The 17,104-nt window shown below is 40.8% G+C and carries 11 protein-coding genes and 1 tRNA gene; 4 read left to right on the top strand and 8 right to left on the bottom strand.

Going from position 1 to position 17,104, the window contains the following annotated elements; all coding sequences use genetic code 11:
- The first annotated feature begins 13 nt into the window (after positions 1-13).
- The 3 genes from O6P32_RS08750 (at position 14) to O6P32_RS08740 (ending at position 4,199) form a co-directional block, all read left to right on the top strand.
- Positions 14-1,609 carry a DUF6377 domain-containing protein gene (locus O6P32_RS08750; protein ID WP_269878046.1) on the top strand — a complete coding sequence of 532 codons (1,596 nt, stop codon included), beginning with the start codon at positions 14-16 and terminating at the stop codon, positions 1,607-1,609.
- A gap of 30 nt (positions 1,610-1,639) precedes the next feature.
- Positions 1,640-3,013, top strand: coding sequence for an MFS transporter (locus O6P32_RS08745; RefSeq protein ID WP_269878045.1), 1,374 nt, complete (start codon positions 1,640-1,642; stop codon positions 3,011-3,013).
- 73 nt (positions 3,014-3,086) lie between these two features.
- Positions 3,087-4,199 (top strand): glycoside hydrolase family 10 protein, encoded by a 1,113-nt coding sequence (locus O6P32_RS08740; RefSeq protein WP_269878043.1) that lies wholly within the window; start codon positions 3,087-3,089, stop codon positions 4,197-4,199.
- A gap of 392 nt (positions 4,200-4,591) precedes the next feature.
- On the opposite strand, the gene O6P32_RS08735 is transcribed toward O6P32_RS08740, so the two are convergent.
- The 5 genes from O6P32_RS08735 to O6P32_RS08715 all read right to left on the bottom strand — a co-directional run bounded on the left by O6P32_RS08735 (position 4,592) and on the right by O6P32_RS08715 (position 11,707).
- The gene (locus O6P32_RS08735; protein WP_269878041.1) at positions 4,592-5,158 is read right to left on the bottom strand and encodes a hypothetical protein; all 567 of its coding nucleotides are present in this window, start codon (positions 5,156-5,158) and stop codon (positions 4,592-4,594) included.
- Between the two features lie 990 nt (positions 5,159-6,148).
- A complete protein-coding gene (locus tag O6P32_RS08730) occupies positions 6,149-8,815 on the bottom strand; it encodes a 4-alpha-glucanotransferase (RefSeq protein ID WP_269878039.1) in 2,667 nt (888 codons plus the stop codon).
- A gap of 298 nt (positions 8,816-9,113) precedes the next feature.
- Entirely contained in the window at positions 9,114-11,078 is a 1,965-nt protein-coding gene (gene gyrB, locus O6P32_RS08725) for a DNA topoisomerase (ATP-hydrolyzing) subunit B (RefSeq protein ID WP_178265719.1), read from the bottom strand.
- Between the two features lie 260 nt (positions 11,079-11,338).
- Positions 11,339-11,593 (bottom strand): 30S ribosomal protein S20, encoded by a 255-nt coding sequence (gene rpsT, locus O6P32_RS08720; RefSeq protein ID WP_178265720.1) that lies wholly within the window; start codon positions 11,591-11,593, stop codon positions 11,339-11,341.
- A 42-nt stretch (positions 11,594-11,635) separates the two neighbouring features.
- Positions 11,636-11,707: transfer RNA gene (locus tag O6P32_RS08715), tRNA-Glu, on the bottom strand.
- Between the two features lie 226 nt (positions 11,708-11,933).
- Here O6P32_RS08715 and recO point away from each other — a divergent pair.
- A complete protein-coding gene (recO, locus tag O6P32_RS08710; protein WP_269878037.1) occupies positions 11,934-12,659 on the top strand; it encodes a DNA repair protein RecO in 726 nt (241 codons plus the stop codon).
- A gap of 4 nt (positions 12,660-12,663) precedes the next feature.
- Here the strand turns inward: recO and O6P32_RS08705 are convergent, their stop codons facing one another.
- The 3 genes from O6P32_RS08705 to O6P32_RS08695 all read right to left on the bottom strand — a co-directional run bounded on the left by O6P32_RS08705 (position 12,664) and on the right by O6P32_RS08695 (position 16,913).
- Positions 12,664-13,965, bottom strand: coding sequence for an ABC transporter permease (locus tag O6P32_RS08705; protein ID WP_269878036.1), 1,302 nt, complete (start codon positions 13,963-13,965; stop codon positions 12,664-12,666).
- 42 nt (positions 13,966-14,007) lie between these two features.
- Entirely contained in the window at positions 14,008-14,928 is a 921-nt protein-coding gene (locus O6P32_RS08700) for an ABC transporter ATP-binding protein (RefSeq protein ID WP_269878034.1), read from the bottom strand.
- 242 nt (positions 14,929-15,170) lie between these two features.
- Positions 15,171-16,913 (bottom strand): tetratricopeptide repeat protein, encoded by a 1,743-nt coding sequence (locus O6P32_RS08695; RefSeq protein ID WP_269878033.1) that lies wholly within the window; start codon positions 16,911-16,913, stop codon positions 15,171-15,173.
- Positions 16,914-17,104 lie beyond the last annotated feature (191 nt).

The following is a 17,104-nucleotide window of genomic DNA, read 5'->3' as shown; positions in this document are numbered from 1 at the left end:
CAGACAAGATACTATGAGAGCATATTCATTACTTCTATTCGGGTTCATAAATGTATGGCTCGTTTCCATCCATGCACAATCAGTGTCACTTCAACAAGTATTGAATGAATTAGATCGAGTAATCTTACAAAAAGAGATTTATCACTCCCAACGCGAAGAAAACATTCAGAATCTAAAAGAACGTTTGCAGCATTCTTCAGATATATGGGAAAAATACAATTTGTGCGGCTCCTTATTTTATGAATATCTCCATTATCAAGCAGACTCTTCTCTATACTATATCAACGGAAAATCCAAGATTCTTCCAGAATTAAATCGCCCGGACTTAAGAAACGAAATTATCATCAATCGCGCTGAAGTCATGGGTGTGATGGGTATGTACAACGAAGCCTTACTGGAATTGCAGAAAATAAACCCCAATGAACTGGAGAAAGGTACGCTCGACTATTATTACCGCACTTATCGTGCCTATTACGGTTGGATTGCCGACTATACAGCCGAAGCCTCTGCCAAAAGGAAGTATTTGAAGCAAACAGACTTATATAGAGATTCTATTCTGCTCCTCTCTTCCCCCGGTCCCGATCGTGATATTGTTTTCGCAGAGAAAAAGTTATTATACAATAAACCAGACGAAGCCATCACCCTGCTCAAACAGCTGAGTTCACAGCCACAAAGCATGCAAAAGTTGGCCTATATCAATTACACTTTGTCCGAAGCCTATGAGGTAAAGAAAGACGTAGAAAAACAAATGTATTATTTGGCCCAAACAGCCATACTCGACATGAAAATGGCTGTCCGGGAATATGCTTCTTTACAGAAACTGGCTCGTTTAATCTACGAACAAGGAGATTTGGAAAGAGCTTACAGATATCTGAACTGCTCTATGGAAGATGCCGTAGCCTGCAATGCCCGTCTCCGGTTTCTGGAAGTGACAGAAGTATATCCTATTATTGACAAAGCATATAAGGTAAAAGAAGCTGAAGAACAAGCTATTACCAAAAAACTTCTAATCTGCATCAGTTTATTGGCATTTCTGTTTATCGTTGCCACATTCTATCTTTATTATTGGATGAAAAAACTGTCGGCCATGCGAAAAAGTCTCTACGAAAGTAATACTCAATTAGTAGCAGTAAACAGCAAATTAGCACAAACCGGAAAAATCAAAGAAGAATACATTGCACGCTATTTAGACCGTTGCGTAAGTTATCTGGAAAAACTGGAACAGTACAGACGCTCATTAGAGAAACTGGCAATGGCTTCTAAAATAGAAGAATTGTTCAAAACCATTCGTTCCGAACAGTTTTTACGCGACGAAAGAAAGAATTTCTACAATGAGTTTGATAAATCATTCTTAAACCTCTTTCCCAACTTTATCAACGACTTTAACAATTTATTATCAGAAGACGGAAAAATTTATCCTAAATCAGGTGAACTTTTAAATACAGAACTTCGTATATTTGCACTGATTCGTTTGGGAGTAACCGATGCAGCCCGTATTGCCCACTTTTTAGGTTACTCTTTAGCCACTGTTTACAATTATCGCAGTAAGATTCGAAATAAAGCCATTGGCGATAAAGAGAATTTCGAACAGGAGGTAATGAATCTGTAAGGCAAGGAAATACATATACATAATATTACCATGAAAAAAATACCTGATTTAAATTTCTGGAAACTGTGGAACATCAGTTTCGGGTTTTTCGGTGTGCAAATAGCCTACGCCTTACAAAGTGCAAACATTAGTCGTATATTCTCTACTTTAGGAGCCGACCCTCACAGTTTAAGTTATTTCTGGATACTGCCTCCTTTAGCGGGAATCATCGTGCAACTTATTATCGGTGCTTTAAGCGACAAAACCTGGTGCCGTTTCGGACGACGGATTCCTTATCTGTTTGTAGGAGCCCTGATTGCCGTACTGGTAATGTGTCTTCTTCCCAATGCCGGCAGTTTCGGTATGGGAGTATCGGCAGCTATGATTTTCGGTCTGATTTCACTGATGTTTTTGGATACTTCCATCAACATTGCCATGCAGCCTTTTAAAATGATGGTGGGCGATATGGTAAACGAAAAGCAGAAAGGGCTTGCCTATTCCATTCAAAGTTTTCTATGCAATGCCGGAAGTTTAGCCGGTTATCTCTTCCCTTTTATTTTTGCAGCGATTGGTATCAGCAATATAGCTCCTAAAGGTGTCATTCCAGATTCTGTCATCTACTCTTTCTACATTGGAGCAGCCATCCTTATTCTTTGTGTAATTTATACGACTGTAAAAGTAAAAGAATATCCTCCCCAACTTTATGCCGAATATCACGGAATTACTAAAGAGGCAGAACAGGAAAAAACCAATGTATTCAAATTACTGGTAAAAGCCCCCAAAGCCTTTTGGACAGTGGGTTTGGTACAGTTCTTCTGCTGGGCTGCTTTCATGTTCATGTGGACCTATACCAACGGAACCATTGCTGCCAATGTATTCAACACTCCGGCTATAGAGTTGGTAAAGGACGGAGTGACTCACATGGTTCTCGATACACAATCTCTGCAATACCAGACTGCGGGCGACTGGGTAGGTATTCTCTTTGCAGTACAAGCCATCGGTTCTGTAATTTGGGCTGCTACCATGCCGTCTATCAAAAACCGTAAATTCGCCTACGCACTAAGTTTAGTATTGGGAGGAATCGGATTCATATCCATTCTTTTTATTCACAACCAGTACATGTTGTTTGTATCCTTCCTGCTTATCGGATGTGCATGGGCAGCCATGTTGGCTATGCCGTTCACGATTCTGACCAACGCACTCACCGGAGGACATATGGGCACCTATTTAGGACTATTCAACGGCACAATTTGTGTACCCCAGATTGTAGCAGCTGTTGCAGGAGGATGGATTTTAAAACTGTTCACAACCGAAGGACAGATTGCTCCAGAAGTCAACATGCTTGTATTGGCAGGAGTACTGCTTATTATCGGTGCATTATGCGTGTCTATCATCAAAGAACATAAAGAATCTGCCGAAGGATAAGGAATCATCATTTTTTTTTCGGATATTTGTAGATATTTAGAAAAACAACAATTTATAAACATCAACCTAACGTATGAAAGTAAAATCGTTATTAGCTATTGCAGCTGCATGTGTATTAGGCATGACCTCGTGTAACAGCGGGGCTGTAAAAACTATTCCGGTATACGGATGGCAAGGTGAAGGGGAAGACGCCACCGAAGCTTCCATTCAGGCCGATTTCAAGAAATGGAAAGACCACGGACTGGTAGGTATGTGTTACAATGCCGGTGGATTCAATGTAGAAAAGCACACCCGTGCTGCTAAAATTGCTCATGCCAACGGCCTGGAATATCATGCATGGATTCCGGCTATGCTGAAAGGAGATGCCGACTCTACTTGGTATGCCGTAAACCGTAAAGGTGAATCAGCCTACAACGTACAGGCTTATGTTCCTTACTACAAATGTATGTGTCCGAACAATCAGGATGTAATCAACTATCTGGTAACCGAATATGGTAAGATTGCAGATATTCCTGAAGTAGACTTTATTCATTTGGATTATATCCGCTACGTAGACGTCATTCTGGCTCGTGGTTTGTGGGACAAATACGGACTGGTGATGAACGAAGAATATCCTACTGCCGACTATTGCTACTGCGACAAGTGTGTAGCTGATTTCAAGGCTGAAAGTGGTATTGATATCAAGGCTATAGAAGATCCTTCTACTTGCCAGGAATGGAAAGAATTCCGTTATCACAAGATTACCGACCTGGTAAACAAGATTGCAGATGCAGTACATGCTAAAGGAAAGAAAGTAAGTGCGGCTGTATTCCCTGGTCCGGAATCGTATGCTAAGAAATTGGTTCGCCAGGAATGGAACAAATGGAACATTGATGCTTTCTTCCCGATGAACTACAATGACTTCTATCTGGAACCAGCTTCATGGGTAGGTAAAGTAACTAAAGAAGAAGTAGAATCTGTAAACGGTAAAGCTCCGGTATATAGTGGCTTGTTCATCTGTCGCGACTGGCAGAACAAAGCCAACATCAAAGATCCGGAAGGACACGGTTTGATTCCATCTGAAATCGGTGAAGCTGTACGCGGTTCTATCGAAGCAGGTGCAGCAGGTGTAGCTCTCTTCATCCCGTCGAACATGACCGATGAACACTGGGCTGAGTTTGAAAAAGCCATCCAGGTAAAAGAATAATCGTAGTACGATTACTATAAAATATTAATAAGCCAACTGATTTCAATACTATAGGTCTGAATCAGTTGGCTTATTTTATACTATCCAATAAATATCTCCATTATACCGGCCATAAGATTATGGGGTAAATACAGAAAACGACAACAAAATGGCATATGAAATAATTATAAGTATCTTCATATGCTCATTTTATCTCTTTGTCAAAACTCTATTCAGTGAAAAGAACTCATACAATTAAAGAAAACAATCCCACCTATTATTCTTATGCACTCTGAAAAATTAAGGACCTGTTCAAATTTTCCAATCGAACGAAGCCGAACAAAATTCAAACAGATCCTTCAAAAAACGGAAAAAGCAACAACTCTTTCCAACTTCATCAAAAGTAAAAAACCTTAGAATACAAAACCTAAACGGAAGTAATGTACCTTTCCTTTTCCAGATAAATCCATATCATTAATATGTATCTTCTGGAAATTGAATGCATATCCCATATAGACATACTTACAAAGATTGATACCCACTCCTATTTCAGCGCATACACCTCCATCATTATTATATACACTACTGTCTGTACTGAATCCATAGCCGGAAGCAATTGACGCATAGGCTGACATGTTCTTATAAAAATTAGGAGTTGTACCACGCACACCTGTCATAATCTGCAAATCCGGAGCTTCATCAAACGTGCCTTCAGTTGGAAAAGCAGCTTTTACACTAAGTACATCCCAACCAATAAAAGGAGCAAAATTATGTTGGTATCTTACTCCCAAATCAAAGCCTGTACTACCTTGACCACCTCCTATACCAAAGTCGATAGCAAAACGATTCTTCTTATAATCCACACCCTCGTAAGAAAAATCAGAAGAGCCCAATGTTCCTGTGGCTGCACAAACTGTAAGATTCATTACCAATGCCGTTACAACAAGCATTACCTTAAGAAATAGATTCTGTCTCATCATTTGAATAGTTTTACGCAGGTCTCATCCCCAAAGACCTTCCTATTATTGACGTTAAAAACGCAGGGGATTCCTTCCAAGCAAAAAAAGATGCGCTTTTTATTTGAAAGTAAAAATAAGCATCCTCTTCAACCGAGACAATATCGCATTATCGCATCTTGTACCAAATGGCCATATTGAATTACTATATGGTCTGATATCAATACTATGTAGCAAATAATCATTCAAAAAGATTTTTTGCTTTCTTACTTTCTCACACCCACACCAGCTCTATGCTTTCCAGACTCATGCTGCTACTCTGATAGACATCTGTTTCTTGTTTTGACAAAATGATACAATGTCTCCCCCCTCCTTTTTCTCATTTCTCACTATTTACAAAATGTCAATTCAGATGCTTCTACACGGCGCTATTTGACCACCGGTACAGAAGTCGTGGAAAATTCGGCTGTTTTTCGGCCTTTATAAAATACAGAAAGACAGAAATTACAGCCCTTATCCTTCTAAACAACATAAACAAAAGCCTACAGCATACACCGGCATCGAAAAATTAAGAAAACAGCCGCCTTTTATCATTTCAAGAGATGATGAAAATCTGCTTCGAAAAAACACCGGAAATCTCCTGAAAACAGGTAAAAACAAACAAAAGGAAGCATCAGTCAACGCGACTAATCGCGTAAGGCAACGATTCTAGTACCGTCAGCCCTCGTTACAAGTATTGTTGCCGTTTGATAAAGGTTGTATTTTCCTCCGGAAAAGGCATCATAAACCTGTCTTATAACATATTTCAAGGAGGTTTTCCGGTTCTAAAAAGGAGTTTTTATCGCCGTGAGCGAACTTTTTATTCAAAACACGAGTTATCGGGAAAGAGCATTTTCTCTTTTTTTAATATAAAAACTCCTTTTTACCTACCAATATGATATTTACCAAAAGATAAAAAAAGTGGTTGCCACCACACGTGCGACAACCACTTGCTATCATAAAAATCTATCACTTCTAACGACCGCTTTCGGCAATCATGCTACGTATCTTTTCGTTGAAAGCATCCTGCTTCATCAGTTCTTCCAGCGTGATGTGCATACGCCAGCGCCAGTAATGTTTCGGATTGGCCGGTACATTGATACGCTCAATTTCAATATCCGGATTACGAAGCGATTCGTCCATCGCTGTCCAGTCTTGCCAGGTAAGAATACAAAGCATGGACGGACTGTATAAATGACGGCGTACCACTTCCTCACACAACCAACCCGGAGCATGTTCCGGCAAATCTCCCCAATGACCTAACTCACGATAATAGAAAGATTCTGTTACACTACGGTCTTCCTCCCACCATCCGCGGAAGGTAGACATATCGTGTGTACCGATAGTACATACCGAGCGGAATGGATATTCACTGACGTGCCCAAACTCATGTTCAGGATTCTTGGGCATACGCTGTATCTCCAAGGACAGAATCTGCAACTGATCCATTACCCAAGGCACACAGTCGGGCACCATACCCAAGTCTTCTCCACATACCAACATGGAAGTAGACTGAGTCAGTACCGGCAGTTTCTTCATGGCTTCCCGATACCAGAAATCATTATGACGCTGATAATAATAGTGATTGTACAAGCGGTTGAACGCTTCCTGTTCCTGTCCGGTAAGCTGACGATATACAAAATCGTTCTGCACGGCAATGCGCGGATGATACATTTCCGGATTATCACGGTCTACCACAAACAGCACATCGCTAATGAGTGAGTACAATCCTTCTTTCAGATTAAGATCAGCCTCATCTGTTTTTCCAGCAAAATAAGCCTCAACCTTACGTTGCGTATCAAACTCCGGACGCATCTCGTAGATATCGTGATGTACATGCTGTACAAAAGTCTGACGAACCTCTTCGCTCCGTTCGCCAAACATGGTATTCAATATATAGTCGTTGATAAACGGTTTCGTCATGAATTCCGGCTGAAAACGTAAACCAAAACTCTGGATTTCCTCCTTACTCATAGGCAAAGAAGGGACAAACTGTCCTAACAGGCCATGCACAGAGTGGACTGGAATCTCCCAAATACGGAAGAATCCCAAAATATGGTCAATACGGTAAGCTGTAAAATATTCTGCCATCTTACAGAAACGGCGGCGCCACCATTGATAATTGTCTTTCTCCATCACATTCCAGTTGTAGGTTGGCATTCCCCAGTTCTGGCCTTTGGTAGAAAAAGCATCGGGTGGAGCACCAGCCTGTCCGTTCATGTTAAAGTAATAGGGTTCTACCCAGGCTTCCACACTGGTACGACTGATACCAATTGGTATATCTCCTTTGACAATCACTCCACGGCTACGACCGTAATTGCAAGCATCGAGCAACTGGATATGGAGCTCATACTGCACAAAATAATGGAATGCAATTTCCGGATAAGCTTCGCTGTCGGATGCACAAAGTGCCTGTACCTTTTCTTCGTCGTACACACTATATTCTCCCCACTGATGGAAATCGGGGGTTCCGAAACGATCGCGCAGATAACAGAATGCCGCATAAGGCATCAGCCATTCTTCGTTATCGTGGAAGAAACTGCGAAGCCCTTCGGAAGACAATATCAGTTCTTTTTCCTGCTGGAAAACGGCTTTTAGATAAGCTTGTTTCAGGCGGTTCACTTCTTCGTAATCTACCTGTGGTAACGCATTCAGCCGAATACGCTCTTCTTCCATTTGTTTGGCGAGTTTCCAGTCGTTCAACACGGGCAACTGACGCAAATCGACAAACATAGGATGAAATGCATAAATAGAAATACTGCTATACGGATACGAATCAGTCCACGTACCAGTCATTGTAGTATCATTGATAGGCAGAATCTGCACAGCTTGTTGCCCGGTTTCGGCAGCCCAGGTGATAAAGTGCTTTAAGTCACCAAAGTCGCCGACTCCAAAACTGCCTTCCGAACGAAGTGAAAATACCGGAATGGCACTACCTGCAATCTTACGTTGCGGAAGATTGAAGAACACTTCAGTTTCCATCGGCAGGTAAGTTTCACCACGCAGAAGTGGCTGAATATGGAATATACGGTTGGAACCACATTCCCATTCTTCTACAGCTCCAGTTTCTACATTGATGGCCACAAATTTATATTCGAAAGTATATCGAAGAGAGGCGGCATCCAATGTAAGATGCCATACATTAGGCTGTACTTCCATCATCCGCAACGGACGGCAATATTCCCAGTTTCCCAATGCATCGCAGCTTCCTATAAGACCGAGTGCCTGTTTCTTCACACTAAGACCCGGACAAAGAGCACGGAAAGTGATACAACTACCTACTCCATCGGATAATTTGTTAGGTTGCTGAGGTACATAAATGCCATTAAAAGCCGAACTGTAGCGATATGATTCTGCGGGTAAATCTCTCCAACAATCGCATAGAATCAAATGACTTTGTTGAGCATTCCCGATACAAAAGGAATGCGATATAGCTCCAAGTTCTTTACGGATACAGACTCCGTCGCGGAAAACACCGTACCGGTAGGTTACAAGTGAATCTCCTTCCGGAAGCCGGCATTCGGCAGTGCCCTGCCATTCGTTCCCGTCTTTAGTAGACAGTTCGATGACTTCCTCATTCAAGATTACACAAAGATATTCCCCCCACACCGTACGATACTGAATGCGAAAAGTTAGTTTCATATTTTTCTGAGGTATTAGTTTATCTTTTTCTCAAAAGTAATGAAATAATACAGAAGTTCACTTTCCCGTGAAAGAAAATATAAGTAAAAACAAGTATAAATCGTGCTCAGAACACCTTGTAGGGCATAAACAGAAACTAAAAATATAAACCGATTTGGAGATAAAAAAAGGAATCGGCCGACGTATTTCAATAAAAAAGCTCCGGATGCCTACAGACCTCCGGAGCTTCCCTCATTGTAAGATGTGAGGATGGATTTGTTTAGATAAAAATTAATTATGAATATATAAAAAACACTCCTTATGCATCGATATTCGCATAAGTCGCATTCTTTTCAATAAATTCACGGCGAGGAGCTACATCGTCTCCCATCAGCATAGAGAATATATAGTCTGCCTCTGCGGCATTCTCAATATTTACCTGTTTCAAAATACGGGTTTCTGGATTCATGGTAGTTTCCCACAACTGTTCCGGATTCATTTCACCCAAACCTTTGTAACGCTGAGTATGAATACCTGTCTCTGTACCGTCACCGTATTTCTGAATGAATGCCATACGTTCTTCATCGGTATAGCAGTATTCGCTTACTTTTCCCTTTGAACATTTATACAAAGGAGGAGTAGCAATATACAGGTGTCCGCCTTGAATTACTTCAGGCATATAGCGGTAGAACAATGTCATAATAAGGGTGTCGATGTGTGAACCATCGACGTCGGCATCGGTCATGATAATTACCTTATGATAACGCAATTTATCAATATTGGCCTTCTTGCTGTTTTCTTCTCCGTCTACTCCGAAACGGATTCCCAATGCCTGAATAATATTGTTTACTTCGTCACTTTCGAATGCTTTGTGCCACATCGCCTTCTCTACGTTCAGAATCTTACCACGCAACGGCAAGATAGCCTGGAACTGACGGCTTCGTCCTTGTTTTGCAGAACCACCTGCAGAATCACCCTCGACAAGGAACAACTCACATTCTTCTGCTACACGACTTGAGCAATCGGCCAGTTTACCCGGCAAACCGCCTCCACCCATCGGGCTCTTGCGTTGTACCGATTCACGGGCTTTACGCGCTGCAATACGCGCAGTAGCTGCCAATACAACTTTATCTACAATTGTCTTGGCTTCCTTAGGATGTTCTTCCAGATAATAAGTCAAAGCTTCACCTACTGCCTGATTGACAGCTCCGCTTACCTCGTTATTACCCAACTTGGTTTTGGTCTGTCCTTCGAACTGAGGCTCTGCTACCTTCACTGAGATTACAGCAATCAGCCCTTCACGGAAGTCTTCTCCGGAAATTTCCACTTTCGCTTTTTCCAGTGCCTTGCTTTCTTCAGCGTATTTCTTCAATACACGAGTCAGAGCAGTACGGAATCCGGCTTCGTGTGTACCACCTTCGATGGTATTGATATTGTTTACATACGAATGCAGGTTTTCGCGGAAGCCAGTATTGTACATAATGGCACATTCAATAGGAATTCCCTGCTTTTCAGTATTCAGATAAATGACATCTTCAATTAGTGGAGTGTTGGTAGAATTCAAGAAGCGTACGAACTCTTTTACTCCTTCTTCCGAATGGAAAGTTTCACTCTTATAAGAGCCGTCTTCCTCCCGTACACGCTTGTCGGTCAAAGTAATGGTAATACCTTTGTTCAGATAGGCCAATTCACGCATACGAGCCTGCAGAATGCTGTATTTATACTCGGTTACAGTAAAAATACTTGCATCTGGCCAGAATGTCTGACGAGTACCGGTGATATCACATGTACCAACCTCTTTCACTGCATACAGAGGCTTACCACACTCATATTCCTGCTGATAGATTTTTCCATTACGGAATACATTGGTTGTCATGTGAGTAGACAATGCATTTACACACGATACACCAACACCATGCAAACCTCCGGATACCTTGTATGAACCTTTATCGAATTTACCTCCGGCATGAAGTACGGTCATAACGACCTCCAATGCCGATTTCTTTTCTTTTTCATGAAAATCAACAGGAATACCTCGTCCGTTATCTTGTACGGTAATTGAATTGTCTTCGTTGATAGTTACTTCTATATGGGTACAATAACCGGCGAGGGCCTCATCAATTGAGTTGTCTACCACTTCGTAAACCAAATGGTGCAACCCTTTTTCACTGATGTCGCCGATATACATAGCGGGACGCTTGCGTACAGCCTCAAGTCCTTCCAAAACCTGAATGCTACTTGCCGAATAATTACTTCCGCTGTTAGGTGTCAGTTCTTCGCTCATTTCTTTATTAATAACTTAGATTTTTAAGTGTTCAAAGTTACTAAAAATCTATGACATTGAGCCTCTCCCTCTATCTAAAAATACTAAAATTAATAAGGTAAATCGCATTCTACCTCACTTCAAAGAAGTGCAAAACACAGTATAGAAACAGACCAGATTAAACAATAAAACAGACAAAGAATATTTTCACAGCAAGGGGAAAACGACAAAAGGCTGAGTTATAAAACCCAGCCTTAATATCTTTAAAAACAGGCAACAACTTAAGCCAATTTGCTGATATGAGCAGACAATTTAGCTTTCAAGTTTGCAGCTTTGTTCTTGTGGATAATGTTACGTTTAGCCAACTTATCCAACATTTTCTGTACATTAGGGAACAAAGCAACAGCTTCACCTTTGTCAGTAGTTGCACGAAGCTTCTTCACTGCATTACGCATAGTCTTTGCATAATATCTATTGTGAAGTCTTCTCTTTTCTTCTTGTCTAATTCTTTTGATAGATGATTTGTGATTTGCCATCTCGACTAATCTTTAATATTGTTCGTGATTTTGTTTATTATGTAGCCCGTGGGGGAATCGAACCCCCCTTTCAAGAATGAAAATCTTGCGTCCTAACCGATAGACGAACGGGCCATCCTTTACTCCCAGAAAGAACTTCTGAGCCCGCAACTGAGGATGCATATCTCTCGATTGCGGTTGCAAAGGTATGAAGAATTTTCATACCTGCAAAACTTTCTGATATTTTTTTTCAATTATTTGATTACAAAGACCTACAAAAAGTCTAAAAAGCCATCTTCCCATATATCTCAGCTCCTTTTATGTATTCATTTTAGTTCAGATTCTATATCTTTGTATTACTATGTTACAAAAATATACAGGCATCGTACTACATACAGTAAAGTACAACGACAAATCGAACATTATCCACATCTATACGGAGACCGAAGGAGAAATGTCTTTTTTGGTTCCACTCCCCCGTTCACGCAAGGCTACAGTAAAATCAGTCTTGTTTCAACCTTTGTCGATTGTTGAATTTGAAGCGGAAATTCGTCCCAAGACAGGACTTCACCCTATCAAAGAAGCCAGAATGTGGTATCTATTCCACAGTCTTCCTTACGATCCATACAAATCGGCCATTGCCATGTTTCTGGCAGAATTCCTGTTCCGTGCACTTAAAGAAGAAGCGGAAAACAGACCACTTTTTGCTTACCTTATCCATTCTATCCAATGGCTGGATACATGTGATAGCAATTTCGCTAACTTCCACCTGGTCTTTCTGATGCGTCTGTCCCGTTTTTTAGGACTCTATCCTAATACTGAAAACTATACTGATGGCTGCTACTTTGACTTAATGAATGCTTGTTTTTCCCCTTCTAAGCCTTTGCACGGAATGTTTGTACGGCCCGAAGAAGCCGCACAAATCCGCACACTACTACGTATGAATTACGACACGATGCATCTTTTCAGCATGAGTCGCCGAGAACGGAATCGTTGCTTAGACATTATGGATGAATATTACAGACTCCATCTACCAGACTTTCCGGAACTGAAATCACTGACCGTGCTACAGGAATTATTTACCTGAACATTTATTTATAAAGTATCCAACGAAACATTTCTTTCAACGAAGGCTTTTTACCATACATCAAAATACCGACACGATAGATTTTTCCTGCTGTCCAAATCAACCCCAAGGCGGTACCATACAAAATACATAGCGACAGAATCAACTGCCACATGGGAGCATCAAAAGACAGCCGGACCATCATTACTACCGGAGACGTCAGCGGAATCATTGAGCACCATACAGCCAACGGACCATCCGGATTATCTGCACTGGCAATAGCCGCATACATAGCAAAAACCAACAGCAGTGTAACCGGAAGCATAAACTGTTGTGAATCTTCCTGTTCGTTTACCGAAGCTGCAATAGCCGCAAAGATAGAGGCATAAATCAGATAACCGCCAATAAAATTCAGAACAAAAAACGCACCCAACTTCAGAAAATCCATGTTGTATAAAGCAGCCAGCAAAGATGTCGTATCATCACTCACAGGACTTGCAGAAGCTTCCATCATTGCTCCCGTCATATCAGGCGACTGCAAAGCAGAATAGCCGAAGGCCGTACCCGTCACACCTAAAATTACAAACAGCATTACTCCCCAAATACACAACTGCAGAATACCAACCAGACCTATGCCAATAATCTTGCCAATCATCAGCTGAAAAGGTTTTACTGAAGAGATAATCAATTCTACAATACGGTTTGTCTTCTCTTCCATTACACTCTGCATCACCATTCCACCATATGCCATGATAAACATATAGATAAGAAAGGTAAGTATCATCCCTGACATCATTGCCACCAAAGAATTCGACTCACTGGCAGTTCCATCATCTGCCCACTTCACAGTACGTACCGAATATGAAGTTTCAAAATCGCTCATGATATCTTCCAGTTGAGGGATATCATATCTTTCCAGCTTATCATGACGTATCTGTTCATTTAGCACCTCATTTACCAGACGAGACAAACCCTTAGGCACTTCCTTACGAGAGTATATAGTAGCAGCCTCCGGATGCTGAATCAAATCATCCGTAATCATCACCACCGCACTGACATCCGTGGTATCACTACGAAACTCAGGCTCCATTTTCAAGGCCGGTACAAAACTATACGATTCATTGTTCCTAAATTGAGGAAGATACTTTCCTGTATCATCAATGACTACCACTTTCTGAGGCACATCACTTTTCACCATCGAGAGCCATACCGGTACAAAAACAGTAGCCGCTATAATGAAAGGCATCAGGATTGTCAGCACAATAAATGATTTCTTGGTCACACGATGCAAGAATTCACGCTGTATAATAATCCATATTTTAGACATAACTTTTAGTTTTTAAGATTGTAAATCTTCAAATAAGAGAGTTTACTGATTGTTTTTTCCTTCAACCGTACGGATAAATATTTCGTTCATTGAAGGAATACATTCTGCAAACGACAGAATTTCTGTCTGCTTCCCAAGTTCCGACAATAAAACAGTATTAGGCACATCCTGCAACTTTCTCACCGTATAATATCGTTCCTGTCCCTCTTCTTCCTTCAAAGCAGCCTCGAAAAGCGGTGTATTCTGCAACAACACATCTCCTTGTGTGACCAGTGTATAAGTATCGGTTTTGAAACGACTACGAACTTCTTTCACTTCCCCTTGCAAAACCACTTCCGAATGGTTTATCAAGGCTATCTTATCACAAATTTCTTCGACCGAAGCCATATTGTGTGTAGAAAAAATAATGGTATGTCCTTTTTGCTTTAACTCCAATATCTCCCTTTTCAGCAATTCGGCATTCACAGGGTCGAAACCAGAAAAAGGCTCATCAAATATCAGCAATTGAGGTTCATGCAGCACCGTAATGATAAATTGCACTTTTTGCTGCATTCCTTTAGACAACTCTTCCAACTTTTTATTCCACCAGGAAGTAATTTCAAATTTATCGAACCACTGTTTCAAACGGGTTGTAGCGTCCTGCCGGCTTAACCCTTTCAGCTGTGCTAAATAAATGGCTTGTTCGCCTACCTTCATTTTCTTATACAAGCCTCGCTCTTCAGGAAGATATCCAATACGATAAATATCATCCGGACGAGACAAACGTCCGTCAAAATACACTTCTCCGGCATCAGGAGCCGTAATACGGTTGATGATACGAATTAAAGTGGTTTTACCGGCACCATTCGGCCCGAGCAGACCAAATACTTTACCTTCGGGCACCTGAATGCTGACTCCGTTTAGAGCCGTATGATCTGCATAACGCTTGACCACGTCTCGTGTTTCCAAAAAGAAATTGTCCATAAACTCATGTTTTATCCAAATTTACAACTCCTCATCTCCCAATCCAAGAAAAACAGCAATAAATTCAATTTCAAATCCATTTCCTCTATCCTATACTTTGCAAGAATATGCTTTCACACTTCCATCCACCTCATTATAAATAGAATAAGCATGAAATAAGAATACAAATAAATTTCAAAACCACTTCAGCGAAGAAGTGTTTAAATATAAAGGAAAATCAGCATGAAAAGACAAGAACACTGCTAAAAATTCAATATAAAACCATCGAACGAATCATTCTCTCCCATTCCCATCTTTTCATGCTTCATACGGTTCTTACGCTTTTTCAAAGCCGCCTTGTTTGTATTCAGTAAATACAAAATCTCAGCGTTGGAGATTCCTATTTTTATCAGACAACACAGATGAATATCCGTTTCTGTAAGGGCAGGAAACTGTTTCCACAAACGTTCTGCAAAATGATGATAACAAAGATTCACTACCTCCACCAGATTAGCCAGTTCATCTGCAGAAAGCATAATCGAATCACTATTCCGATTTTTATCCCGCTGGCTCATTTCATTCAACACCTCCATTTTTTTGATTACTTCACTATGACGCAATACTTCCTTACGCATAGACTGCTCATTGGACAAATATTCTTTAATAACCTTTTCTCTCTCCGATAATTCCGTTGCCAAGTTCAATTCCCTGCTTACCATTTCTTCACGTGCAGACTGCAAGGCAATAGTTTCTTTCTGAAGTTGCAAACGAATCTGCTTCATCAGGTCATCCTTTGAGCGAATTTGTTCCGACATTATCCGTTTTTCTTCCCTATGTGTAAAAAAGGATACCATCCCTACAATCATTACCACCGTACAGATACTAAAAAGAACTACATAAAGACGCTGCCGTTTTACTTTCAGCAGTTTGTTCTCGCTCTGCACCAACGAATAATCATATTTCCGCTGGAGTTCCGTCAGTTTAAACGACAATTCTTCCTCATGAATACTATCCAACAGTGCCGCATAACGCTTGCTATGTTCCAATGCTCCTGCATAGTTTTTCATTTTCTCCTCGTACATGCCCCACAAACGATGATGACCGGCTTTTTCGTACAAAGTAGTGTATCGGGGGTCTTTCTCAAAATAAAAACGGGCAGAATCGTATTGTGCCATGTTCAGATAAATCTCTCCCTTATTGATCCATAAAGGATAAAGTTCCGTAGAATCCTGCTGAAAGATGCCAATGCTACGGTCAAGCAAACGTAAAGCTAAAAAATATTCCCCTCTCAGACGGGCCGCCAAAGACAAATGATTCAATAAATAAGCGTCATAATATCTGTTTTCAATCATCAAAGACAATTTTAATCCTAAATTCAACATACTGTCCGCCTGTTCGTATTTCCCATTCAGCAAATACCCCCATCCCCAATTATCATACAAATTCACCAAAGCCAATGTATCTTTCAACCGAATGACATGTTCTTTCGCTACCCTATACTTCCCGATGCCATCCTCTGTATCTGTTTCATCTATCAGGAAACTTCCCCAATGCAGGTTTAGCAGAAAACGAAGTCGATCATTGGAGATATTCCTGCTTGCCCTGTCTGCCAGTTGAAAATAGCTCAATGCCTTTTCCTTTTCTCCCGAATCACGACAATACTGTGCCAAATAGAAATAAGTCCATGCTTTATACAAAGAGTCCGGGCTGTCTTGATAATACCGCTCTGCAATGCGAAGAAGAGAATCGTTTTCTACCGGAATATGATTCTTATATTGCGCCTGTGTAAACAACAATGCATAAAAAGCTTGCCTTTCTTCATCAAACTTTGAGACTTGCGGTATATGCTGCAACAACTTCCATGCACTGTCCGGTCTTTCCTGCATCAATTGTTCCACCTGTTTCAGAGGCATATCTGTCCCGTCCGATTGCTTTTGATAAAAGAGCGAAAACAGTATGAACAATACTATAATGACACCAAGAATAACAGCATATATATGTTTCATAGTATTTTTCAAGTAAAGATATGTACAAAGATAACAAATACATATAAATACCCAACAAATACGCTCTATTTTTCCTCCTTTTTCAACGGGTATCTGGTATGTCTACCTTTTTATTCCATACACAAATAATAAGTATTAATTATCAAGATGTTACAATCCAAACATGTCTACCTCTTGTCCACCTGTCTTTC

Origin of the sequence: Phocaeicola acetigenes (genome assembly GCF_027529745.1) — a bacterium.
Lineage (GTDB): Bacteria > Bacteroidota > Bacteroidia > Bacteroidales > Bacteroidaceae > Phocaeicola > Phocaeicola acetigenes.
Note: the sequence above shows the minus strand (reverse complement) of the source record. Positions and strands in the feature narration are given on the sequence as shown.